Here is a 16644-nt window from a genome sequence, read left to right as displayed (position 1 = left end):
ACTCTGAATAAGGACGCTCCATGACGCGACGCTCTGTAGTACCCACCCTGCTTTTCGCCGGCGCCCTTGCGCTGGCCGGCTGTTCCAGCCAGAAACCGGACGCCTCGCAGTACTCGGGCTTCCTCGGCGACTACTCGCAACTCAAGCCCGCCACTTCGCCCAGTGGCCAGCCGGTGTTGCGCTGGGTCGACCCGAACCTGAAGCTCGCGAACTACAGCTCGGTGCTGGTCGAGCGGCCGGTCTACTACCCGCCGCCCAAGCCGACCGAAAACCTCGATCAGACAACCCTCAACCAAATTCCCGACTACCTGAAGAAGCAGGTCGAACTGCAGTTGGGCAGCCGCTACCGCATCGTCCAGCAGGCTGACCGCGACACGCTGGTGCTGCGCACCGCGATCAGCGGTGTGGACGTATCGAACGAAGGCCTGCACGCCTATGAAGTCATCCCGATCGCTCTGGTGGTAGCGGCTACTTCGACCGCCATCGGCACGCGTGACCAGGACACCGAGGTTTTCGTGGAATTCGAGGCATTGGATGGCGCGACCAGCAAGCCGGTCGCCAAGGTAGTGCGCAAGGGTGCAGGCAAGACGCTGGAGAACTCCAGCACCCACCTCACCCTCGACGACCTGAAGCCGGTGCTCGATGGCTGGGCGCGCGACGCGGCCAACTTCAAGCCCTGACCTGTGATGGCGCCCCGGAACCGGTGCGAGCGCGTCGCCCCGGTTCCGTACGCCTTGCCTGACCCAGCCCGCTGACGCGGAGGTACTCCCTGTACCCCTGGGTCGCTCAAGACATGGCGCATCCCGAACGTCCCGGCCCCCTGGCCATGCGTACGCCTTAATGGCGACGCGGTATTCGAAATCGGTGCATCAATACCAGTTGGGATCGCTCTTGAGCTGGTCGTCGAGGATCCGTTTCACCGAGTCGTCCGGCTCGCCGAGCCAGCGGAAACTGGCGTGCTTGCTCGGCGACTTGTCCGCCGGAAGGTTCTCGGGAACCTTCACGTACAGCGCGTAGGCCTTGTCCTTGTCCCAGGTGAAGGCCACGTACAACCGTTCGGCGGCGCAGTTGTGCTGCTCGCACAGCTGCCCCACCAGATACTTGTCACCCTGCTCGTCCACCGCCTGCATCGGCGTGGCGGTGCCGCTGAGGTTCATCACCCAGTCCGGCAGGCGGCTCTCGTCCTTGACCACCGATTGCCAGGTTTCACGGTACTGCTCGTCAGTGGCGATCAGCTCGTTGAGGCGGTACTGCGCGTCCTTGTCCGCCTCGGCGGCCAGGGCATTCGCCCCGGCGCCGGCAAGCAGAAGGGACAGCAGGAGGCTGCGGGTAAAACTCATCGGTAAGCTCCTTGCTCGTCTTCAGCCTGGTCCGTGGGCATCAACCTCGACGACGACCCATGAAGAACGACACGATGAACAGCACCAGGAAAATCACGAACAGGATCTTGGCGATACTGGTGGCTGCGCCTGCGATACCACCAAAGCCCAGTACGGCGGCGATGATGGCGATGATCAGGAATGTCAGTGCCCAGCTAAGCATGGGGTCTCTCCTCTTCTCGTTGTCGGTTCGGCACCCGCTCCGGGTGCCTGCTCCAGTGAAAGCCCGCGGAGTATTCGCAAGGCAGCCTCCGGGAGGCTTTGTCCGCCCGGGCACTTCCGGGCACTGCGGACATATCGGGCAGGCCCTCGGCCCGCCGGCGATTCATGAATTCGGTCAGAACACCCAGCCGCCCTGCGGTCGCGCCATCGGCTGGACCTGTGCCTGGGTCTGCGCCTGCGGGGCTGGCAGCACCTGAGCCTGGTTGCGAGCTGGGGCGGCCTGTGGATAACGCGAAGCTTCGCGGTACAGGCCAGGCGTGCTGGAGGTGGTCGGGACGTAAGCGGCCGTAGTGCTGGCAGCCTGGGTGCGGGAGACCTGCATCTGCAGCTGAACCTGATTGATCAGCAGCAGCACAAGGGCACCGGCGAAGAAGATCCGGCTCCAGACATCGATTCGTGCGACTTGCACCTGGCTGTTCATTCCACTGTTCATCCCGTTTCTCCTGCCCGCCTCCGGTCTTCTTGTTCGAGCTTCGGTCCGTTTTCTCTCGGACTATTCGCTCTCGCCGCCGCGGGTGGTTTGTTGACTGGCTTATCAGAGAAATTGCACGCCGCGTGCCAGTCTTGGATTTTCTATTTTTACCTTATAAATCAATAAGTTGAATCTAGTACTAAAGTCCCTTTGAGCTGCATCCTGCACGATGGGGGAGGATTGGTCGTGCGTTTTGCAACCCCGCGTCCAGGGCGCGTCCCTGCGCCCTGTGAACCACGTCACTTCAGCGAATGCTTGAGCTGGCTCATCTGGTCATGGCAGGCCCGCACCTTGGGCAGCTCGGCACGCAGCAACGCCTGGGTTTCCGGCGTGCCTTTCTCCATGGCGTCCTCGAAGGCATGGAGGATGCGATCCTCGGTTTCCTCCAGCTGGGCGACGTAGGTGGCGCCTTCGTCGCTCGCCAGCGTGGCGCGCGTGTCGGCGTAGACCTGGCGCAGCTTGCCCAGCAGGGTGCCGCCGGTGGCGGGGTCCTCATGGTTGGCGGCAACCTTGCCGGCGAGGGCATTAATGACGTCGGTCTTGGCCTGCGCCATGGACTGGAACAGCCTCTGCAGACGAGCATCCTTCACTTCCTGGATGGCGTGCTGGTAGAAGCGCTGGCCGTCGCGGGTGATCTCGATAAGTTCGTTGAGCTGACTGGTCATGCGGGACATGGGAGTTACTCCTGCAGGGAAGGGTGGAAGCGTCAGGCGGCCTGGCCGGCCACCTTCAGCGCGGTGGCGTCCACCTCACGCACACCGCGGGTCTTGCGCGCGGAATCGATCAATTGCTGGCGCTCGTCGGCGCTGGGTACCTGGCCACTGAGGGTCACCACGCCATCGCGGGTGGACACACCGATGGACAGGCCATCCAGCGCGTGGGCAGAAAGGATGCCGGCCTTGATCTGGCTGGTTATCCAGGCATCGCTGACGGCGGCCTGGGCATCGCCAACGGATTTCTCCAGCTTCTGCGTCGAAGCGGCATCCGGGTCGACCTTGAGGCGGTTATCCACAGAGGTGACGCCTTCGGTCTGCGCGGCGAGGTGGGCAGCCTGCTGGCTGGTCTCCTCGCTGGCGGCCGTGCCCTCCAGGGTGATGGCGCCGGAGCGACTGGTGACCTTGATATCCAGGCCATCGGCGCGTTTTTCCAGCAACAGCCTGGATTTCACCTTGGCAGCGAGGGTCGCGTCGTCCCAGCGCTGGACGACGCCATCGTCCTTGGCGGCATCGCCTTTCTGCGCATCCGCCAGGGAGGCATCGACGGCCAGATGGTTATCCACAGCGCTGATGCCTTCGACACTGCCGGCAATCTGCCCGGCCAGTGCCTTCTGCTCCTCACTGGCGACAGCGCCGGTCAGTTGTGCGCGTCCGTTCTCGACGTCCACCTTGATGGCGTAAGGCTTGAGTTCGCGATTGAGATTGATGGCCGTCCAGATCGAGCCCTCCTGGCGGGCTTCGGCCAACTGGGCAGTGATTCCGGCTTCGGCAGCGTGGCTGGCGAGCGGCTGCAGGGCCAGCAGCGCGGTACCCAGGGCCAGGGCAAGGATCTTCGGGTTAGGCATGGCGGTCTCCGTCCAACGATGTTTCGCTATTGGATTCGCAAGCCCCATGCCAGTGCGTTTTTTAGAATAAAAATCTTGTAATTCAATGTGTTGTGGATTTCATACAGCCCCCCTGACTGTGCACCCTGCCCGAGGGGAGCGAAAGATTCTTGCAACTTGCACGAAAATCCTTGGACTAAGCAAAATCCCACACTTAACAACAACGATTCACACGAGGAAAACGCTGAATGGACGCAACGCCTGAACAGCAGGGCCGCATCCTTCTGGTCGATGACGAGTCCGCCATCCTGCGCTCGTTCCGCTATTGCCTGGAGGACGAAGGCTATAGCGTGGCGACCGCCAGCAGCGCACAGCAGGCCGAGAACCTGCTGCAACGTCAGGTATTCGATCTCTGCTTCCTCGACCTGCGTCTGGGCGATGACAACGGCCTGGACGTTCTGGCGCAGATGCGGGTGCAGGCGCCCTGGATGCGGGTGGTGATAGTCACCGCGCATTCGGCAGTGGACACCGCCGTGGACGCCATGCAGGCCGGCGCCGCCGACTATCTGGTGAAACCCTGCAGCCCCGACCAGCTGCGCCTGGCCGCCGCCAAGCAACTGGAGGTGCGCCAGCTGACCGCGCGCATCGAAGCGCTCGAAGGCGAGATGCGCAAACAGGGCGACGTGCTGGAATCCCACAGCCCGGCCATGGCAGCCGTGCTGGAAACCGCCCGCCAGGTCGCCGCCACCGACGCCAACATCCTCATCCTCGGCGAGTCCGGCTCGGGCAAGGGCGAATTGGCGCGGGCGATCCACAACTGGAGCAAACGCGCGAAGAAATCCTGTGTGACGATCAACTGCCCTTCCCTGACCGCCGAACTGATGGAAAGCGAGCTTTTCGGCCACAGCCGCGGCGCCTTCACCGGCGCCACCGAAAACACCCTCGGGCGTATCAGCCAAGCTGACGGAGGAACACTTTTTCTCGATGAGATCGGCGATTTTCCCCTAACTTTGCAGCCAAAGTTGTTGCGATTCATCCAGGACAAGGAATACGAGCGCGTCGGTGACCCGGTGACCCGCAACGCCGACGTGCGCATCCTCGCAGCCACCAACCGGGATCTGGCCGGTATGGTCGCCCAGGGCGCTTTCCGCGAAGACCTGCTCTACCGTCTGAACGTCATCGTGCTGAACCTGCCGCCACTGCGCGAACGCGCCGAGGACATCATCGGCCTGGCCGAACGCTTCCTGGCGCGCTTCGTGAAGGACTACGGCCGCCCCGCCCGCGGCTTTACCGACGAGGCCCGCGCGCTGCTGCGCCGCTACAACTGGCCGGGGAACGTCCGGGAGCTGCGCAACGTGATCGAACGGGCAAGCATCATCTGCAATCTTGATCTCATTGGCGTGGAACAGCTGGCCATCGGGGAACAGACTTCCAACTCCGCACCGCGCATCGGCGAGGCAATGAGCCTCGAGGAACTGGAGAAAGCCCACATCGCCGCCGTGATGGCCTCCAGCGCCACCCTCGACCAGGCGGCCAAGACTTTGGGGATCGACGCTTCCACCCTTTATCGCAAGCGCAAGCAGTACAGCCTGTGAACCTGCCTATCCCGATGACGCTGCGCACGAGGCTGTTTCTCAGCATCTCCGCACTCATCACGGTAGCCCTGCTGGGCCTGCTGCTGGGCCTGTTCAGCGTGGTGCTGACCGGCCGTCAGCAGGCCCAGCTGATCCAGCGCAACTTCGAAGCCATCGAGGTCAGCCAGCACCTGCGCCAGGCGCTGGGCGACGAACTGGTGCAGGTTCTCAGTGCGCGGCCGAGCACTGAACACCTGGAACTGGCCCGCACGCATTTCTCCCAGGCGCTAGAGCGCGGGCGCGCGATGGTGCGTACCAGCGGCGAACGCCAGGCGATGGTGGAAATCGCCGACGCCCACCGGCTGTTCGTCGCGGCTACCGAGACGCCTGGGCCGGGCCGCCCGGAGTTGCTCGAAGACAGCGACCTCAGCCGCACCCTGGACGTCCTGCGCAACCGTTTGCTGGCGCTGCACCAGGTGGCGATGGAAAACATCAGCAACGACGAACGCTCGGCCCGTGACCGAACCTTGCTGATCAGCGGCCTCCTCGGACTGATCGGCATCGCCATCCTGGTCGTCGGCTTCATCACCGCCCATAGCATCGCCCGGCGCTTCGGCGCCCCGATCGAGACGCTGGCCAAGGCGGCGGACAAGATAGGCCAGGGAGATTTCGACGTGACCTTGCCGGTTTCCGGCGTCGCCGAGATGTCTTCCCTGAGCCGCCGCTTCGGCCTGATGGCCGAAGCGCTGCGCCTCTATCGGGCGAGCAACACCGAAGCCCTGGGCTCAGGGCGCAAGCGCCTGCTGGCAGTGCTGGACAGCATCGATGACGGCCTGGTGATCCTCGATCGGCATGGCCGCATCGAGCACGCCAACCCGGTCGCCACGCGCCAGTTGTTCTCCCATGGCGACCCCCAGGGCCAGGACCTCGGCAAGATGCTGAACAACCCGGCGCTGACCCAGGCAGTACAGCGCGTGCTGAGTGGCAACCTGCTGGAGGAGACCCCACAGGACCTGGTGGTGGAAGTGAGCGGCGAAAGCCGGCTGCTGACCTGGGGCATTTCGCCGGTCAGCCATGACGACGGCCGCAACATCGGCGCGGTGATGGTGGTGCGCGATGTCACCGAGCAGCGCGCCTTCGAGCGCGTGCGCAACGACTTCGTGCTACGCGCTTCACACGAGCTGCGCACCCCCATGACCGGCATGCACATGGCCTTCGGCCTGCTCGCCGAGCGCCTGAAATTCCCCGCGGAATCCCGCGAGCGAGACCTGGTCCGCACCGTCGACGAGGAAATGCACCGTCTGGTACGGCTGATCAACGATCTGCTGAATTTCTCTCGCTACCAGAGCGGTACCCAGAAGCTGGAACTGCAGCCGTGCGACGTTGCCGACCTGCTTCGTCAGGCGAACCACCGCTTCACCGGGCTCGCAGCGGAGAAGCGCATCGAACTGGACCTGGAGATCGCGGAGGGCCTGCCGCCCATCAACATCGACCGCACGCAGATCGAACGGGTGCTGGACAACCTCATCGGCAATGCCCTGCGCCACACCCCTGAGGGCGGCACTATCCGCCTGCAGGCGCGTTGCCAGGACGAGCGCGTGGCGATTGCCGTGGAAGACAGCGGCGACGGCATCCCGCTCAGCCAGCAGGGGCGTATCTTCGAACCCTTCGTGCAGGTGGGCCGCAAGAAAGGCGGCGTCGGACTCGGCCTGGCGCTGTGCCGGGAAATCGTGCAATTGCATGGCGGACGCATTGCCCTGCGCTCGCAACAGGGCAAGGGCTCGCGCTTCTACCTGCTGTTGCCGGTTTAAGAAGTCGGTACGGCCAGCAGCAGCGCGGCGGTTTCCAGGTCCGGCTCGCCGTCGAAGCGCGCCGGGCGGAAGCGCATCTGGAACGCGGCGATCACGTTGCGGGTTTCCTCATCCATCACGCCATCGAGCGGCACCGCGTAACCGTGGCGCGCCAGCTGCTGCTGGAACCAGACCGGCGCCGGCAGCTGCCCATTCAGCTCGGCCAGCCTGCGCGACAGCTCGCCCGGTTTCGGCCAGGGAATCAGCCCGGCGTCGGCCAGCTTCTTCCAGGGGAACAGCGGGCCCGGGTCGACCTTGCGCTGCGGGGCGATGTCGCTGTGCCCGAGGATGTGTTCCGGGGTGATGCCCTGGCGCTTGGTGATGTCCTTGAGCAAGGCGATCAGCGCGTCGATCTGCGCATCCGGATAGGGATACCAGATCTTGCCACTGGGGGTGTCGCGGTAGCCGGGGTTCACCAGTTCGATGCCGATGGACGTGGAATTCAGCCAGGTCCGGCCCTGCCATTCGCTGGCGCCGGCGTGCCAGGCGCGGCGGTTCTCGTCCACCAGCTGGTAGATGGTCGCCGGGTTGTCGCCGATCAGGTAGTGCGCACTCACCTCGCCGTGGGTCAGCAGCGCCAGCGAACGCGGCAGGTCGGCCGAGGTGTAGTGGACGATGACGTACTGGATGCGGCTGTCCTGGTTCTTCGACACGTGCTCGCGATCAATCTGCAGGCCCTTGTCGGCGCAGCCGGCGAGCAGTGTGGTGAGGAGCGCGAAGGTCAGGACACGCAGGGTCATGGCAGTTCTCAAGGGGACAGCATCAAGCGGCGATGTGCAGGAAGCTGCGCACGTTCTGCAGGAGCATGTTGACGCTGAGCATGATCAGCAGCATGCCGGCCAGACGCTCCACCGCCATCAGCCCGCGCGGGCCGAGGAAGCGCTGGAGGAATGCTGCCTGCATCAGGATGAAGGCAGTCGCGGCCCAGGCCAGGATCACCGCCAGATACAGCTCCCACAAGGGACCAGTGTAGGTGCTGCGCAGGGTGATCAGCATCGCCAGCGCCGACGGCCCCGCCACGGCCGGGGTGGCCAGCGGCACGAACAGCGGCTCGTTGTCCGGCATGTCGCCCAGTACGCCCTGGGGCGTGGGGAAGATCAGGCGCATGGCGACCACGAAGAGGATGATGCCGCCAGCAATGCCGGTAGCTTCCTTCGAAAGCCCGAGCCCGGTGAGGATGTGCTCGCCCAGGGTCAGGAACAACAGCAGCAGACCCAGGGCAAACAGCAGTTCGCGCAGTGCCACCTTCAGACGGCGTTCGGCGGGGACCGACTTGAGAGCGGCAAGGAAGACCGCGATGTTGCCGAACGGGTCGGTGATCAGAAAGATCAGGATGGCGACGCCAAGCATGGCCGGGGAAACTCCAGGGATAACCAGCCACTGCGCGAAGGCGAAACAGGCTGTGGATAATCGATTGACGCCATCGCCCTGTGGATAACGACTTACCCACAGGACGATGCGTTGTGAATCAGGACTTCTTGATCTTTTCCGGGCGCTTCCAGCCTTCGATCACCCGCTGCTTGGCGCGACCGACCCCCAGGGTGCCGGCCGGAACTTCGGCAGTGATGGTGGAACCCGCGCCAGTCGTGGCCCCGGTACCGATATCCACAGGCGCCACCAGCGAATTGTTGGAGCCGATGAAAACGTCCTCGCCGATGGTAGTGCGCCACTTGTTCGCGCCATCGTAGTTGCAGGTGATGGTGCCGGCGCCGATGTTGGAGCGCGCACCGACTTCGCTGTCCCCCAGGTAGGTCAGGTGGCCGACCTTCACGCCGTCCTGCAGGTGTGCATTCTTCAGCTCGACGAAGTTACCCACATGCACCTTGCGCTCCAGCACGCTGCCCGGACGCAGGCGGGCGAACGGGCCGACATCGCTGTCGGGGCCGACATGGGCGCCTTCCAGGTGCGAGTTGGCCTTGATGATCGCACCGCGACGCAGGGTGCTGTCCTTGATGTAGCAGTTCGGGCCGATCTGCACGTCATCCTCGATCTCCACCTGGCCTTCGAGAATCACGTTGATGTCGATGCTGACGTCGCGGCCGACGCTGACTTCGCCACGAACGTCGAAACGCGCCGGATCGATCAGGGTCACGCCCTGGGCCATCAGGCGGCGCGCCACGCGCTGCTGGAAGAAGCGCTCCAGCTCGGAAAGCTGCAGACGGTCATTGGCGCCCTGGGTTTCCATCGCCACCTGCGGCTGGGCGGTAGCCACACGCAGGCCGTCACCCACCGCCATGGCGATGACGTCGGTAAGGTAGTACTCACCCTGGGCGTTGGAGTTGGACAGCCGCGACAGCCAGCCCAGCAGGCGCTCACGGGGCGCAGCAAGGATGCCGGTATTGCCTTCGCGAATGGTGCGCTGCTCGGGAGTGGCGTCCTTCTGCTCGACGATGGCCTGAACCTCGCCATCGGCGCCACGGATGATGCGGCCGTAGCCAGTGGGGTCGTCCAGCTCGACCGTCAGCAGCGCCAGCTGTGCCGGCGTGGCCTGGGCCATCAGGCGTTCCAGGGTCGGTTGCTCGATCAGCGGCACATCGCCGTAGAGGATCAGCACATTGTCTGCACTCAGGAACGGGGCTGCCTGCGCCACAGCGTGGCCGGTGCCCAGTTGTTGTTCCTGGATCACGAAATTCAGGTCATCCGCCTGCAGGCGCTCACGCACCAGGTCGGCTCCATGGCCAATCACCACATGGATGCGCGACGGGCCGAGGCCACGAGCGGTATCGATCACGTGGGCAAGCATCGGTTTGCCAGCGACCGGATGCAGGACTTTCGGCAGGGCCGAGCGCATGCGGGTGCCCTGGCCGGCAGCAAGAATGACGATTTCGAGAGACATGGGTGGGAGACCGTCCTGGTGAGCGGGATTACCCGCGAGTGGAAAAAGAAAAAGGGTAGCCAAGGCTACCCTTTTCCCATTTGACGCTGAAGTCCCGGAGGACTTCGCGGCTTAGCCGCCGTACTTCTTGCGAACCTGCTGGACCGTGCGCAGTTGCGCTGCGGCTTCGGCCAGGCGGGCTGCGGCGGAGCTGTAGTCGAACTCTGCACCTTTACCTTGCAGAGCCTTCTCAGCTTCCTTCAGTGCGGTCTGGGCAGCCGCTTCGTCGAGGTCGCCTGCGCGAATCACGGTGTCGGCGAGAACCTTGACCATGTTCGGCTGTACTTCGAGGAAGCCGCCGGAGATGTAGTACACCTCCTGCTCGCCACCCTGCTTCACCAGGCGGATCGGACCCGGCTTGAGCTCGGTGATCAGCGGCGCGTGGCCCGGAGCGATACCCAGATCGCCCAGGGAGCCGTGCGCTACGACCAGCTCAACCAGACCGGAGAAGATCTCCGCTTCGGCGCTGACGATGTCGCAGTGGACAGTAATAGCCATACCCTTGCCTCACGTAAGCGCCCGTTGCCGGGCGCACGGATTACAGCTTCTTCGCTTTCTCGATGGCTTCTTCGATGCCGCCGACCATGTAGAACGCCTGCTCGGGCAGGTGATCGTAGTCGCCGTTGAGGATGCCTTTGAAGCCAGCGATGGTGTCCTTCAGGGAGACGTATTTGCCCGGCGAGCCGGTGAATACTTCAGCCACGAAGAACGGCTGGGACAGGAAGCGCTGGATCTTACGAGCACGGGCCACCAGCAGCTTGTCGGACTCGGACAGTTCGTCCATGCCCAGGATCGCGATGATGTCCTTCAGCTCCTTGTAGCGCTGCAGAACGTACTGCACGCCACGAGCGGTGTCGTAGTGATCCTGGCCGATGACCAGCGGGTCCAGCTGACGGGAAGTCGAGTCCAGCGGATCAACTGCCGGGTAGATACCCAGCGAGGCGATGTCACGGGACAGTACGACGGTGGCGTCCAAGTGGGCGAAGGTGGTCGCCGGGCTCGGGTCGGTCAGGTCGTCCGCGGGAACGTAGACGGCCTGGATCGAGGTGATCGAGCCTTTCTTGGTGGAGGTGATGCGCTCTTGCAGAACGCCCATCTCTTCGGCCAGGGTCGGCTGGTAACCTACTGCGGAAGGCATACGGCCCAGCAGTGCGGATACTTCGGTACCGGCGAGGGTGTAACGGTAGATGTTGTCGATGAACAGCAGTACGTCACGGCCTTCGTCACGGAACTTCTCGGCCATGGTCAGGCCGGTCAGTGCAACGCGCAGACGGTTGCCCGGCGGCTCGTTCATCTGGCCGTAAACCAGGGCTACCTTGTCCAGTACGCCGGAATCCTTCATCTCGTGGTAGAAGTCGTTACCCTCACGAGTACGCTCGCCCACACCAGCGAACACAGAGTAACCGCTGTGCTCCATGGCGATGTTACGGATCAGTTCCATCATGTTTACGGTCTTGCCGACACCGGCGCCACCGAACAGACCGACTTTACCGCCCTTGGCGAACGGGCAGACCAGGTCGATTACCTTGATGCCGGTTTCCAGCAGGTCGTTGCCGCCAGCCTGGTCAGCGTAGGACGGAGCGTCGCGGTGAATACCCCAGCGCTCTTCTTCGCCAATCGGACCAGCTTCGTCGATCGGGTTGCCCAGCACGTCCATGATACGGCCCAGGGTCTTGGTGCCGACCGGGACGGAGATGGCTGCGCCGGTGCTTTCCACGTTCAGGCCACGCTTGAGGCCTTCGGTGGAACCCATCGCAATGGAACGAACCACGCCGTCGCCCAGCTGCTGCTGAACTTCCAGGGTGGTTTCGACGCCCTGAACCTTCAGGGCCTCGTAGATGCTCGGCACGGCATCGCGCGGGAATTCCACGTCGATCACGGCGCCGATGATTTGAACGATACGTCCGCTACTCATGTCTGGTTCCTCTGAATTTTGAACCTGTTCTTACACCGCGGCAGCGCCGCCGACGATTTCCGAGATTTCCTGGGTGATCGCCGCCTGACGTGCCTTGTTGTAGATCAGTTGCAGACCACTGATCAGATCACCGGCGTTGTCGGTAGCGTTCTTCATTGCAATCATCCGGGCCGCCTGCTCACAGGCGTTGTTCTCAACCACGGCCTGGTACACCTGGGATTCCACGTAGCGCACCAGCAGGCCGTCGAGGAGGGCCTTGGCGTCGGGTTCGTAGAGGTAGTCCCAGTGGTGCTTCAGCTCGGCATTGTCCTCGGCCACCAGCGGAATCAGCTGTTCCACGGTCGGCTTCTGGGTCATGGTGTTGACGAACTTGTTGGAAACCACGTACAGGCGATCGATACGACCTTCCAGGTAGGCATCCAGCATGACCTTGACGCTGCCGATCAGATCGTTGATCGACGGCTCTTCGCCCAGGTGGCTGATAGCTGCAACCACGTTGCCGCCATAGCTCTTGAAGAAGGATGCACCCTTGGAGCCGATCACGCAGAGGTCAATCTCTGCGCCACGATCGCGCTGCCCGCTCATGTCCTTGACGAGCGCCTTGAACAGGTTGATGTTCAGGCCGCCAGCCAGGCCACGGTCGGAGCTCACCACGATGTAGCCGACGCGTTTTACTTCACGCTCGACCATGAACGGGTGACGGTATTCCGGGTTGGCGTTGGCCAGATGGCCGATCACCTGGCGAATGCGCTCCGCGTAGGGACGGCCGGCCGCCATGCGCATTTGTGCCTTGCGCATCTTGCTCACCGCCACCTTTTCCATGGCATTGGTGATTTTTTGCGTGCTTTTGATGCTCGCAATCTTGCTGCGAATCTCTTTTGCGCCTGCCATTTCACACCTATCGGTTTAGCAGGCGGGGGCCGTCACCGACCCCCGCTGCGGCTTACCAGGTTTGGGTGGCCTTGAACTTCTCGATGCCAGCCTTGATGCCTGCGTCGATTTCGTCGTTGAAGTCACCCTTCTCGTTGATCTTCGCCAGCAGAGCGGCGTTCTCACGTTGGAAGTAGGCGATCAGCGCTTGTTCGAAGGCGCCCACCTTGGCGATCTCGACGTCCTGCAGGAAGCCACGCTCGGCGGCATACAGGGACAGCGACATCTCGGCGATGGACATCGGCGCGTACTGCTTCTGCTTCATCAGCTCGGTAACGCGCTGACCATGTTCCAGCTGCTTGCGGGTCGCGTCGTCCAGGTCCGAGGCGAACTGGGCGAAGGCCGCCAGTTCACGGTACTGGGCCAGGGCGGTACGAATGCCACCGGACAGCTTCTTGATGATCTTGGTCTGGGCCGCGCCACCTACACGGGATACCGAGATACCGGCGTTGACGGCCGGACGGATACCCGAGTTGAACATGGCGGATTCCAGGAAGATCTGGCCGTCGGTGATCGAGATCACGTTGGTCGGAACGAACGCGGAAACGTCGCCGGCCTGGGTCTCGATGATCGGCAGGGCGGTCAGGGAACCGGTCTTGCCTTTCACTTCGCCGTTGGTGAACTTCTCTACGTACTCTTCGGAAACGCGGGAAGCGCGCTCCAGCAGACGGCTGTGGAGATAGAACACGTCGCCCGGGTAAGCTTCGCGGCCCGGCGGACGGCGCAGCAGCAGGGAGATCTGGCGGTAGGCAACAGCTTGCTTGGACAGATCGTCATAAACGATCAGAGCGTCTTCGCCGCGGTCACGGAAGTACTCGCCCATGGTGCAGCCGGAGTACGGAGCCAGGTATTGCAGAGCAGCGGATTCCGAAGCGCTGGCAACCACCACGATGGTGTTGGCCAGGGCGCCGTTTTCTTCCAGCTTGCGCACGACGTTGGCGATGGTCGATTGCTTCTGACCGATGGCAACGTAGACGCAGCGGATGCCGCTGTTCTTCTGGTTGATGATGGCGTCGATGGCCAGAGCGGTTTTACCGATCTGACGGTCACCGATGATCAGCTCGCGCTGGCCACGGCCAACCGGGATCATGGCGTCGACCGACTTGTAACCGGTCTGAACCGGCTGGTCTACCGACTTACGCCAGATCACGCCCGGTGCCACTTTCTCGACAGCGTCGGTCAGTTTGGCATCGATCGGGCCTTTGCCATCGATCGGGTTACCCAGGGCGTCGACAACGCGACCCAGCAGTTCCGGACCAACCGGTACTTCCAGGATGCGGCCGGTGCACTTGGCGTTCATGCCTTCTTTGAGGTCCTGGTATTCACCCAGTACCACAGCACCGACGGAGTCTTGCTCCAGGTTCAGCGCCATACCGTAGACGCCGCCCGGGAATTCGATCATCTCGCCGTACATGACGTCGGCCAGACCGAAGATGCGCACGATGCCATCGGAAACACTGACGATGGTGCCTTCGTTGCGCGCTTGCGAGGCGACGTCGAGTTTCTCGATGCGCCCCTTGATGATTTCACTAATTTCGGAAGGATTGAGTTGCTGCATGCCGCTGCCCCTTCAAACTCAAGATTTCAACGCTTCGGCCAGTTTCGCGATTTTGCCGCGCACCGAGCCATCGATTACCAAGTCACCGGCGCGAATTACCACGCCGCCGATCAGGCTCGCGTCTTCCGACGCATGAAGTCGCACTTCGCGACTGAGCCGGGCGCTGAGAGCCTTGGCGAGTTTGTCCTGCTGTTGCTGGTCCAGGGCGAAGGCACTGGTGACCTCGACCTCGACCAATTTTTCCTGCTCGGCCTTGAGTTGCTCGAACATCACGAAGATGGTCGGCAGAAGGTCGAGCCGCTTGTTTTCAGCCACAGTCCGGACGAAGTTCTGGGCCGGAGCATTGAGCTTGTCGCCACACACGTCGATCAGCGCGTCAGCCTTGGCTGCTGCGGTCAGCTGGGGCTCTTTGAGCAGCTGGCGCACGGTGTCGTCCCGCGACACTGCAGCCAGCACACCCAGAGCAGCGGACCAATCGGCCAATTGCTGATGAGCCTGGGCGTACTCGAAAGCCGCCTTCGCGTATGGACGAGCCAATGTGGTCAGTTCTGCCATATCGCCCTCTGCTTAGATCTCGGCGGCCAGTTGATCAACCAGCTGCTTTTGCGCGTTGGCATCGATCGAAGCACCCAGGATCTTCTCGGCGCCGGAGACAGCCAGGGCACCCACTTGGGCACGCAGGGCGTCTTTGACGCTGTTGAGTTCCTGTTCGATCTGGGCTTTGGCCTGAGCGATCATGCGATCACCTTCGGCACGGGCCTGATCACGGGCTTCGTCAACGATCTGGTTAGCGCTCTTCTTCGCCTGCTCGATGATTTCGGCTGCCTGAGCCTTGGCTTCGCGCAGTTGCTGACCCGCTTTCTCGTGAGCCAGTTCCAGGTCACGAGCCGCGCGGTTGGCAGCGTCCAGGCCGTCGGCGATCTTCTTCTGACGCTCGTGCAGAGCCGCGATGACCGGAGGCCACACGAACTTCATGCAGAACAGGACGAAGATGGCGAACGCGATGGCCTGGCCGATCAGAGTTGCATTAATGTTCACGCCAATACCTCGCTCGTTCGTTGTTCAGTCACAGATTTCCGCGTTGCGGAAATTACTGGGCAACCTGAGCAATGAACGGGTTAGCGAAGGTGAAGAACAGAGCGATACCAACGCCGATCATGGTCACGGCGTCGAGCAGGCCGGCGACGATGAACATTTTGACCTGCAGCATCGGAACCATTTCCGGCTGACGAGCAGCGCCTTCCAGGAACTTGCCGCCCAGCAGGCCGAAGCCGATGGCGGTACCCAGAGCGCCCAGACCGATCAGCAGAGCAACGGCGATAGCAGTGAGTCCAACTACAGTTTCCATTTTTCCTCCCGACTTTTTTGTCGTGTTGGTTAAAGGTTGAAGCAAGTTAAGGTGGTGAAGCTCTTCTTACGCCCACTCCCATGAGGGAGTGGGCGTACAGAATCTTGGGATCAGTGGCTGTCTTCGTGCGCCATCGACAGGTAGACGATGGTCAGCATCATGAAGATGAAGGCCTGCAGGGTGATGATCAGGATGTGGAACACGGCCCACGCCCAGTTCAGCACGACACCCATGCCGCCCAGCCAGAGAATGCCGGAGCCGAACATCACGGCGATCAGGATGAAGATCAGCTCGCCGGCGTACATGTTGCCGAACAGACGCAGTGCCAGGGATACCGGCTTGGCGATCAGGGTCACGAACTCCAGCAGGAAGTTCACCGGGATCAGGATGATCTGAACCACCATGTTCTTGCTGTTGAACGGGTGCAGGGTCAGTTCGCCGAGGAAGCCGCCGATACCCTTGACCTTGATGCTGTAGAAGATGATCAGCGCGAACACTGCGATCGACATGCCGAAGGTGGCGTTCGGATCGGTAGTGGCCACGGCGCGGAAGAACAGATGCTCATTGCCGGTGACCGCCTGAGCCGCCAGCGGCAGGAAGTCCACGGGCACCAGGTCGATCAGGTTCATCAGGAAGATCCAGACGAACACGGTCAGCGCCAGTGGTGCGATGAGCGGATTACGGCCGTGGAAGGTGTCCTTCACGCTGCCGTCGACGAACTCCACCAGCACTTCAACGAAGTTCTGCAGGCCGCCGGGTTGACCGCTGGTAGCCTTCTTGGCGGCCATGCGGAAGATAAGGATGAACACCAGGCCGAGGAATACGGACCAGCCCAGGGTATCAACGTGGAATGCCCAGAAGCCCATTTCCTTGGCTTGTTCGGCGGTGTGGGCGAACCCCCAGGAACCATCCGGCAGACGACCCAGAGTCAGGTTCTGCAAGTGGTGCTGGATGTAACCCGAAGCGCTTTCTGCTGCCATG

Annotated in this window: 19 protein-coding genes; 3 read left to right on the top strand and 16 right to left on the bottom strand. The window is 62.6% G+C overall.

Annotation, left to right across the window (positions count from 1 at the left end):
- Positions 1-20 precede the first annotated feature (20 nt).
- A complete protein-coding gene (locus G4G71_RS02960) occupies positions 21-680 on the top strand; it encodes a DUF3313 domain-containing protein (protein WP_169935339.1) in 660 nt (219 codons plus the stop codon).
- Between the two features lie 189 nt (positions 681-869).
- Here the strand turns inward: G4G71_RS02960 and G4G71_RS02955 are convergent, their stop codons facing one another.
- The 5 genes from G4G71_RS02955 to G4G71_RS02935 all read right to left on the bottom strand — a co-directional run bounded on the left by G4G71_RS02955 (position 870) and on the right by G4G71_RS02935 (position 3634).
- Entirely contained in the window at positions 870-1340 is a 471-nt protein-coding gene (locus tag G4G71_RS02955; RefSeq protein WP_054907599.1) for an inhibitor of vertebrate lysozyme family protein, read from the bottom strand.
- A gap of 40 nt (positions 1341-1380) precedes the next feature.
- On the bottom strand, positions 1381-1542 hold the full coding sequence (locus tag G4G71_RS02950; RefSeq protein ID WP_017518828.1) for a DUF1328 domain-containing protein: 162 nt from the start codon (positions 1540-1542) through the stop codon (positions 1381-1383).
- A 174-nt stretch (positions 1543-1716) separates the two neighbouring features.
- Entirely contained in the window at positions 1717-2034 is a 318-nt protein-coding gene (locus tag G4G71_RS02945; protein WP_169935338.1) for a hypothetical protein, read from the bottom strand.
- 278 nt (positions 2035-2312) lie between these two features.
- Complete coding sequence (locus tag G4G71_RS02940; RefSeq protein ID WP_054907597.1) at positions 2313-2747, bottom strand: ferritin-like domain-containing protein; 435 nt, start codon at positions 2745-2747, stop codon at positions 2313-2315.
- Positions 2748-2779: 32 nt separating this feature from the next.
- Positions 2780-3634: a BON domain-containing protein gene (locus G4G71_RS02935; RefSeq protein ID WP_169935337.1), complete on the bottom strand. Its 855-nt coding sequence runs from the start codon at positions 3632-3634 to the stop codon at positions 2780-2782.
- A 227-nt stretch (positions 3635-3861) separates the two neighbouring features.
- Here G4G71_RS02935 and algB point away from each other — a divergent pair, with 227 nt between their 5' ends.
- On the top strand, positions 3862-5208 hold the full coding sequence (gene algB, locus G4G71_RS02930; RefSeq protein WP_169935336.1) for a sigma-54-dependent response regulator transcription factor AlgB: 1347 nt from the start codon (positions 3862-3864) through the stop codon (positions 5206-5208).
- A gap of 2 nt (positions 5209-5210) precedes the next feature.
- A complete protein-coding gene (locus G4G71_RS02925; RefSeq protein WP_240964932.1) occupies positions 5211-6998 on the top strand; it encodes an ATP-binding protein in 1788 nt (595 codons plus the stop codon).
- Here the strand turns inward: G4G71_RS02925 and G4G71_RS02920 are convergent.
- From G4G71_RS02920 to atpB, 11 genes are all read right to left on the bottom strand, one after another.
- Entirely contained in the window at positions 6995-7777 is a 783-nt protein-coding gene (locus G4G71_RS02920; RefSeq protein WP_169935334.1) for an N-acetylmuramoyl-L-alanine amidase, read from the bottom strand. The genes G4G71_RS02925 and G4G71_RS02920 overlap by 4 nt on opposite strands.
- Before the next feature lie 22 nt (positions 7778-7799).
- Positions 7800-8387 (bottom strand): MarC family protein, encoded by a 588-nt coding sequence (locus G4G71_RS02915; RefSeq protein ID WP_017518835.1) that lies wholly within the window; start codon positions 8385-8387, stop codon positions 7800-7802.
- Between the two features lie 118 nt (positions 8388-8505).
- Entirely contained in the window at positions 8506-9873 is a 1368-nt protein-coding gene (gene glmU / locus G4G71_RS02910; RefSeq protein WP_169935333.1) for a bifunctional UDP-N-acetylglucosamine diphosphorylase/glucosamine-1-phosphate N-acetyltransferase GlmU, read from the bottom strand.
- A gap of 111 nt (positions 9874-9984) precedes the next feature.
- A complete protein-coding gene (locus tag G4G71_RS02905; protein ID WP_017518837.1) occupies positions 9985-10410 on the bottom strand; it encodes a F0F1 ATP synthase subunit epsilon in 426 nt (141 codons plus the stop codon).
- 40 nt (positions 10411-10450) lie between these two features.
- Positions 10451-11827, bottom strand: coding sequence for a F0F1 ATP synthase subunit beta (atpD, locus tag G4G71_RS02900; RefSeq protein ID WP_045213787.1), 1377 nt, complete (start codon positions 11825-11827; stop codon positions 10451-10453).
- A gap of 30 nt (positions 11828-11857) precedes the next feature.
- Positions 11858-12718, bottom strand: a complete 861-nt coding sequence (gene atpG / locus G4G71_RS02895) for a F0F1 ATP synthase subunit gamma (protein WP_017518839.1) — start codon at positions 12716-12718, stop codon at positions 11858-11860.
- A gap of 52 nt (positions 12719-12770) precedes the next feature.
- Positions 12771-14315 carry a F0F1 ATP synthase subunit alpha gene (gene atpA, locus G4G71_RS02890; protein WP_017518840.1) on the bottom strand — a complete coding sequence of 515 codons (1545 nt, stop codon included), beginning with the start codon at positions 14313-14315 and terminating at the stop codon, positions 12771-12773.
- A gap of 18 nt (positions 14316-14333) precedes the next feature.
- On the bottom strand, positions 14334-14870 hold the full coding sequence (locus G4G71_RS02885) for a F0F1 ATP synthase subunit delta (protein ID WP_045213782.1): 537 nt from the start codon (positions 14868-14870) through the stop codon (positions 14334-14336).
- Between the two features lie 12 nt (positions 14871-14882).
- On the bottom strand, positions 14883-15353 hold the full coding sequence (locus G4G71_RS02880; protein WP_017518842.1) for a F0F1 ATP synthase subunit B: 471 nt from the start codon (positions 15351-15353) through the stop codon (positions 14883-14885).
- A 52-nt stretch (positions 15354-15405) separates the two neighbouring features.
- Complete coding sequence (gene atpE, locus G4G71_RS02875) at positions 15406-15663, bottom strand: F0F1 ATP synthase subunit C (RefSeq protein WP_003457994.1); 258 nt, start codon at positions 15661-15663, stop codon at positions 15406-15408.
- A gap of 110 nt (positions 15664-15773) precedes the next feature.
- Positions 15774-16643, bottom strand: coding sequence for a F0F1 ATP synthase subunit A (atpB, locus tag G4G71_RS02870; RefSeq protein ID WP_169935332.1), 870 nt, complete (start codon positions 16641-16643; stop codon positions 15774-15776).
- Position 16644 lies beyond the last annotated feature (1 nt).

This window comes from Pseudomonas multiresinivorans, assembly GCF_012971725.1.
Lineage (GTDB): Bacteria > Pseudomonadota > Gammaproteobacteria > Pseudomonadales > Pseudomonadaceae > Pseudomonas > Pseudomonas multiresinivorans.
The sequence above is the reverse complement of the archived record's forward strand: the minus strand, read 5'-3'. Positions and strand labels throughout refer to the sequence as shown.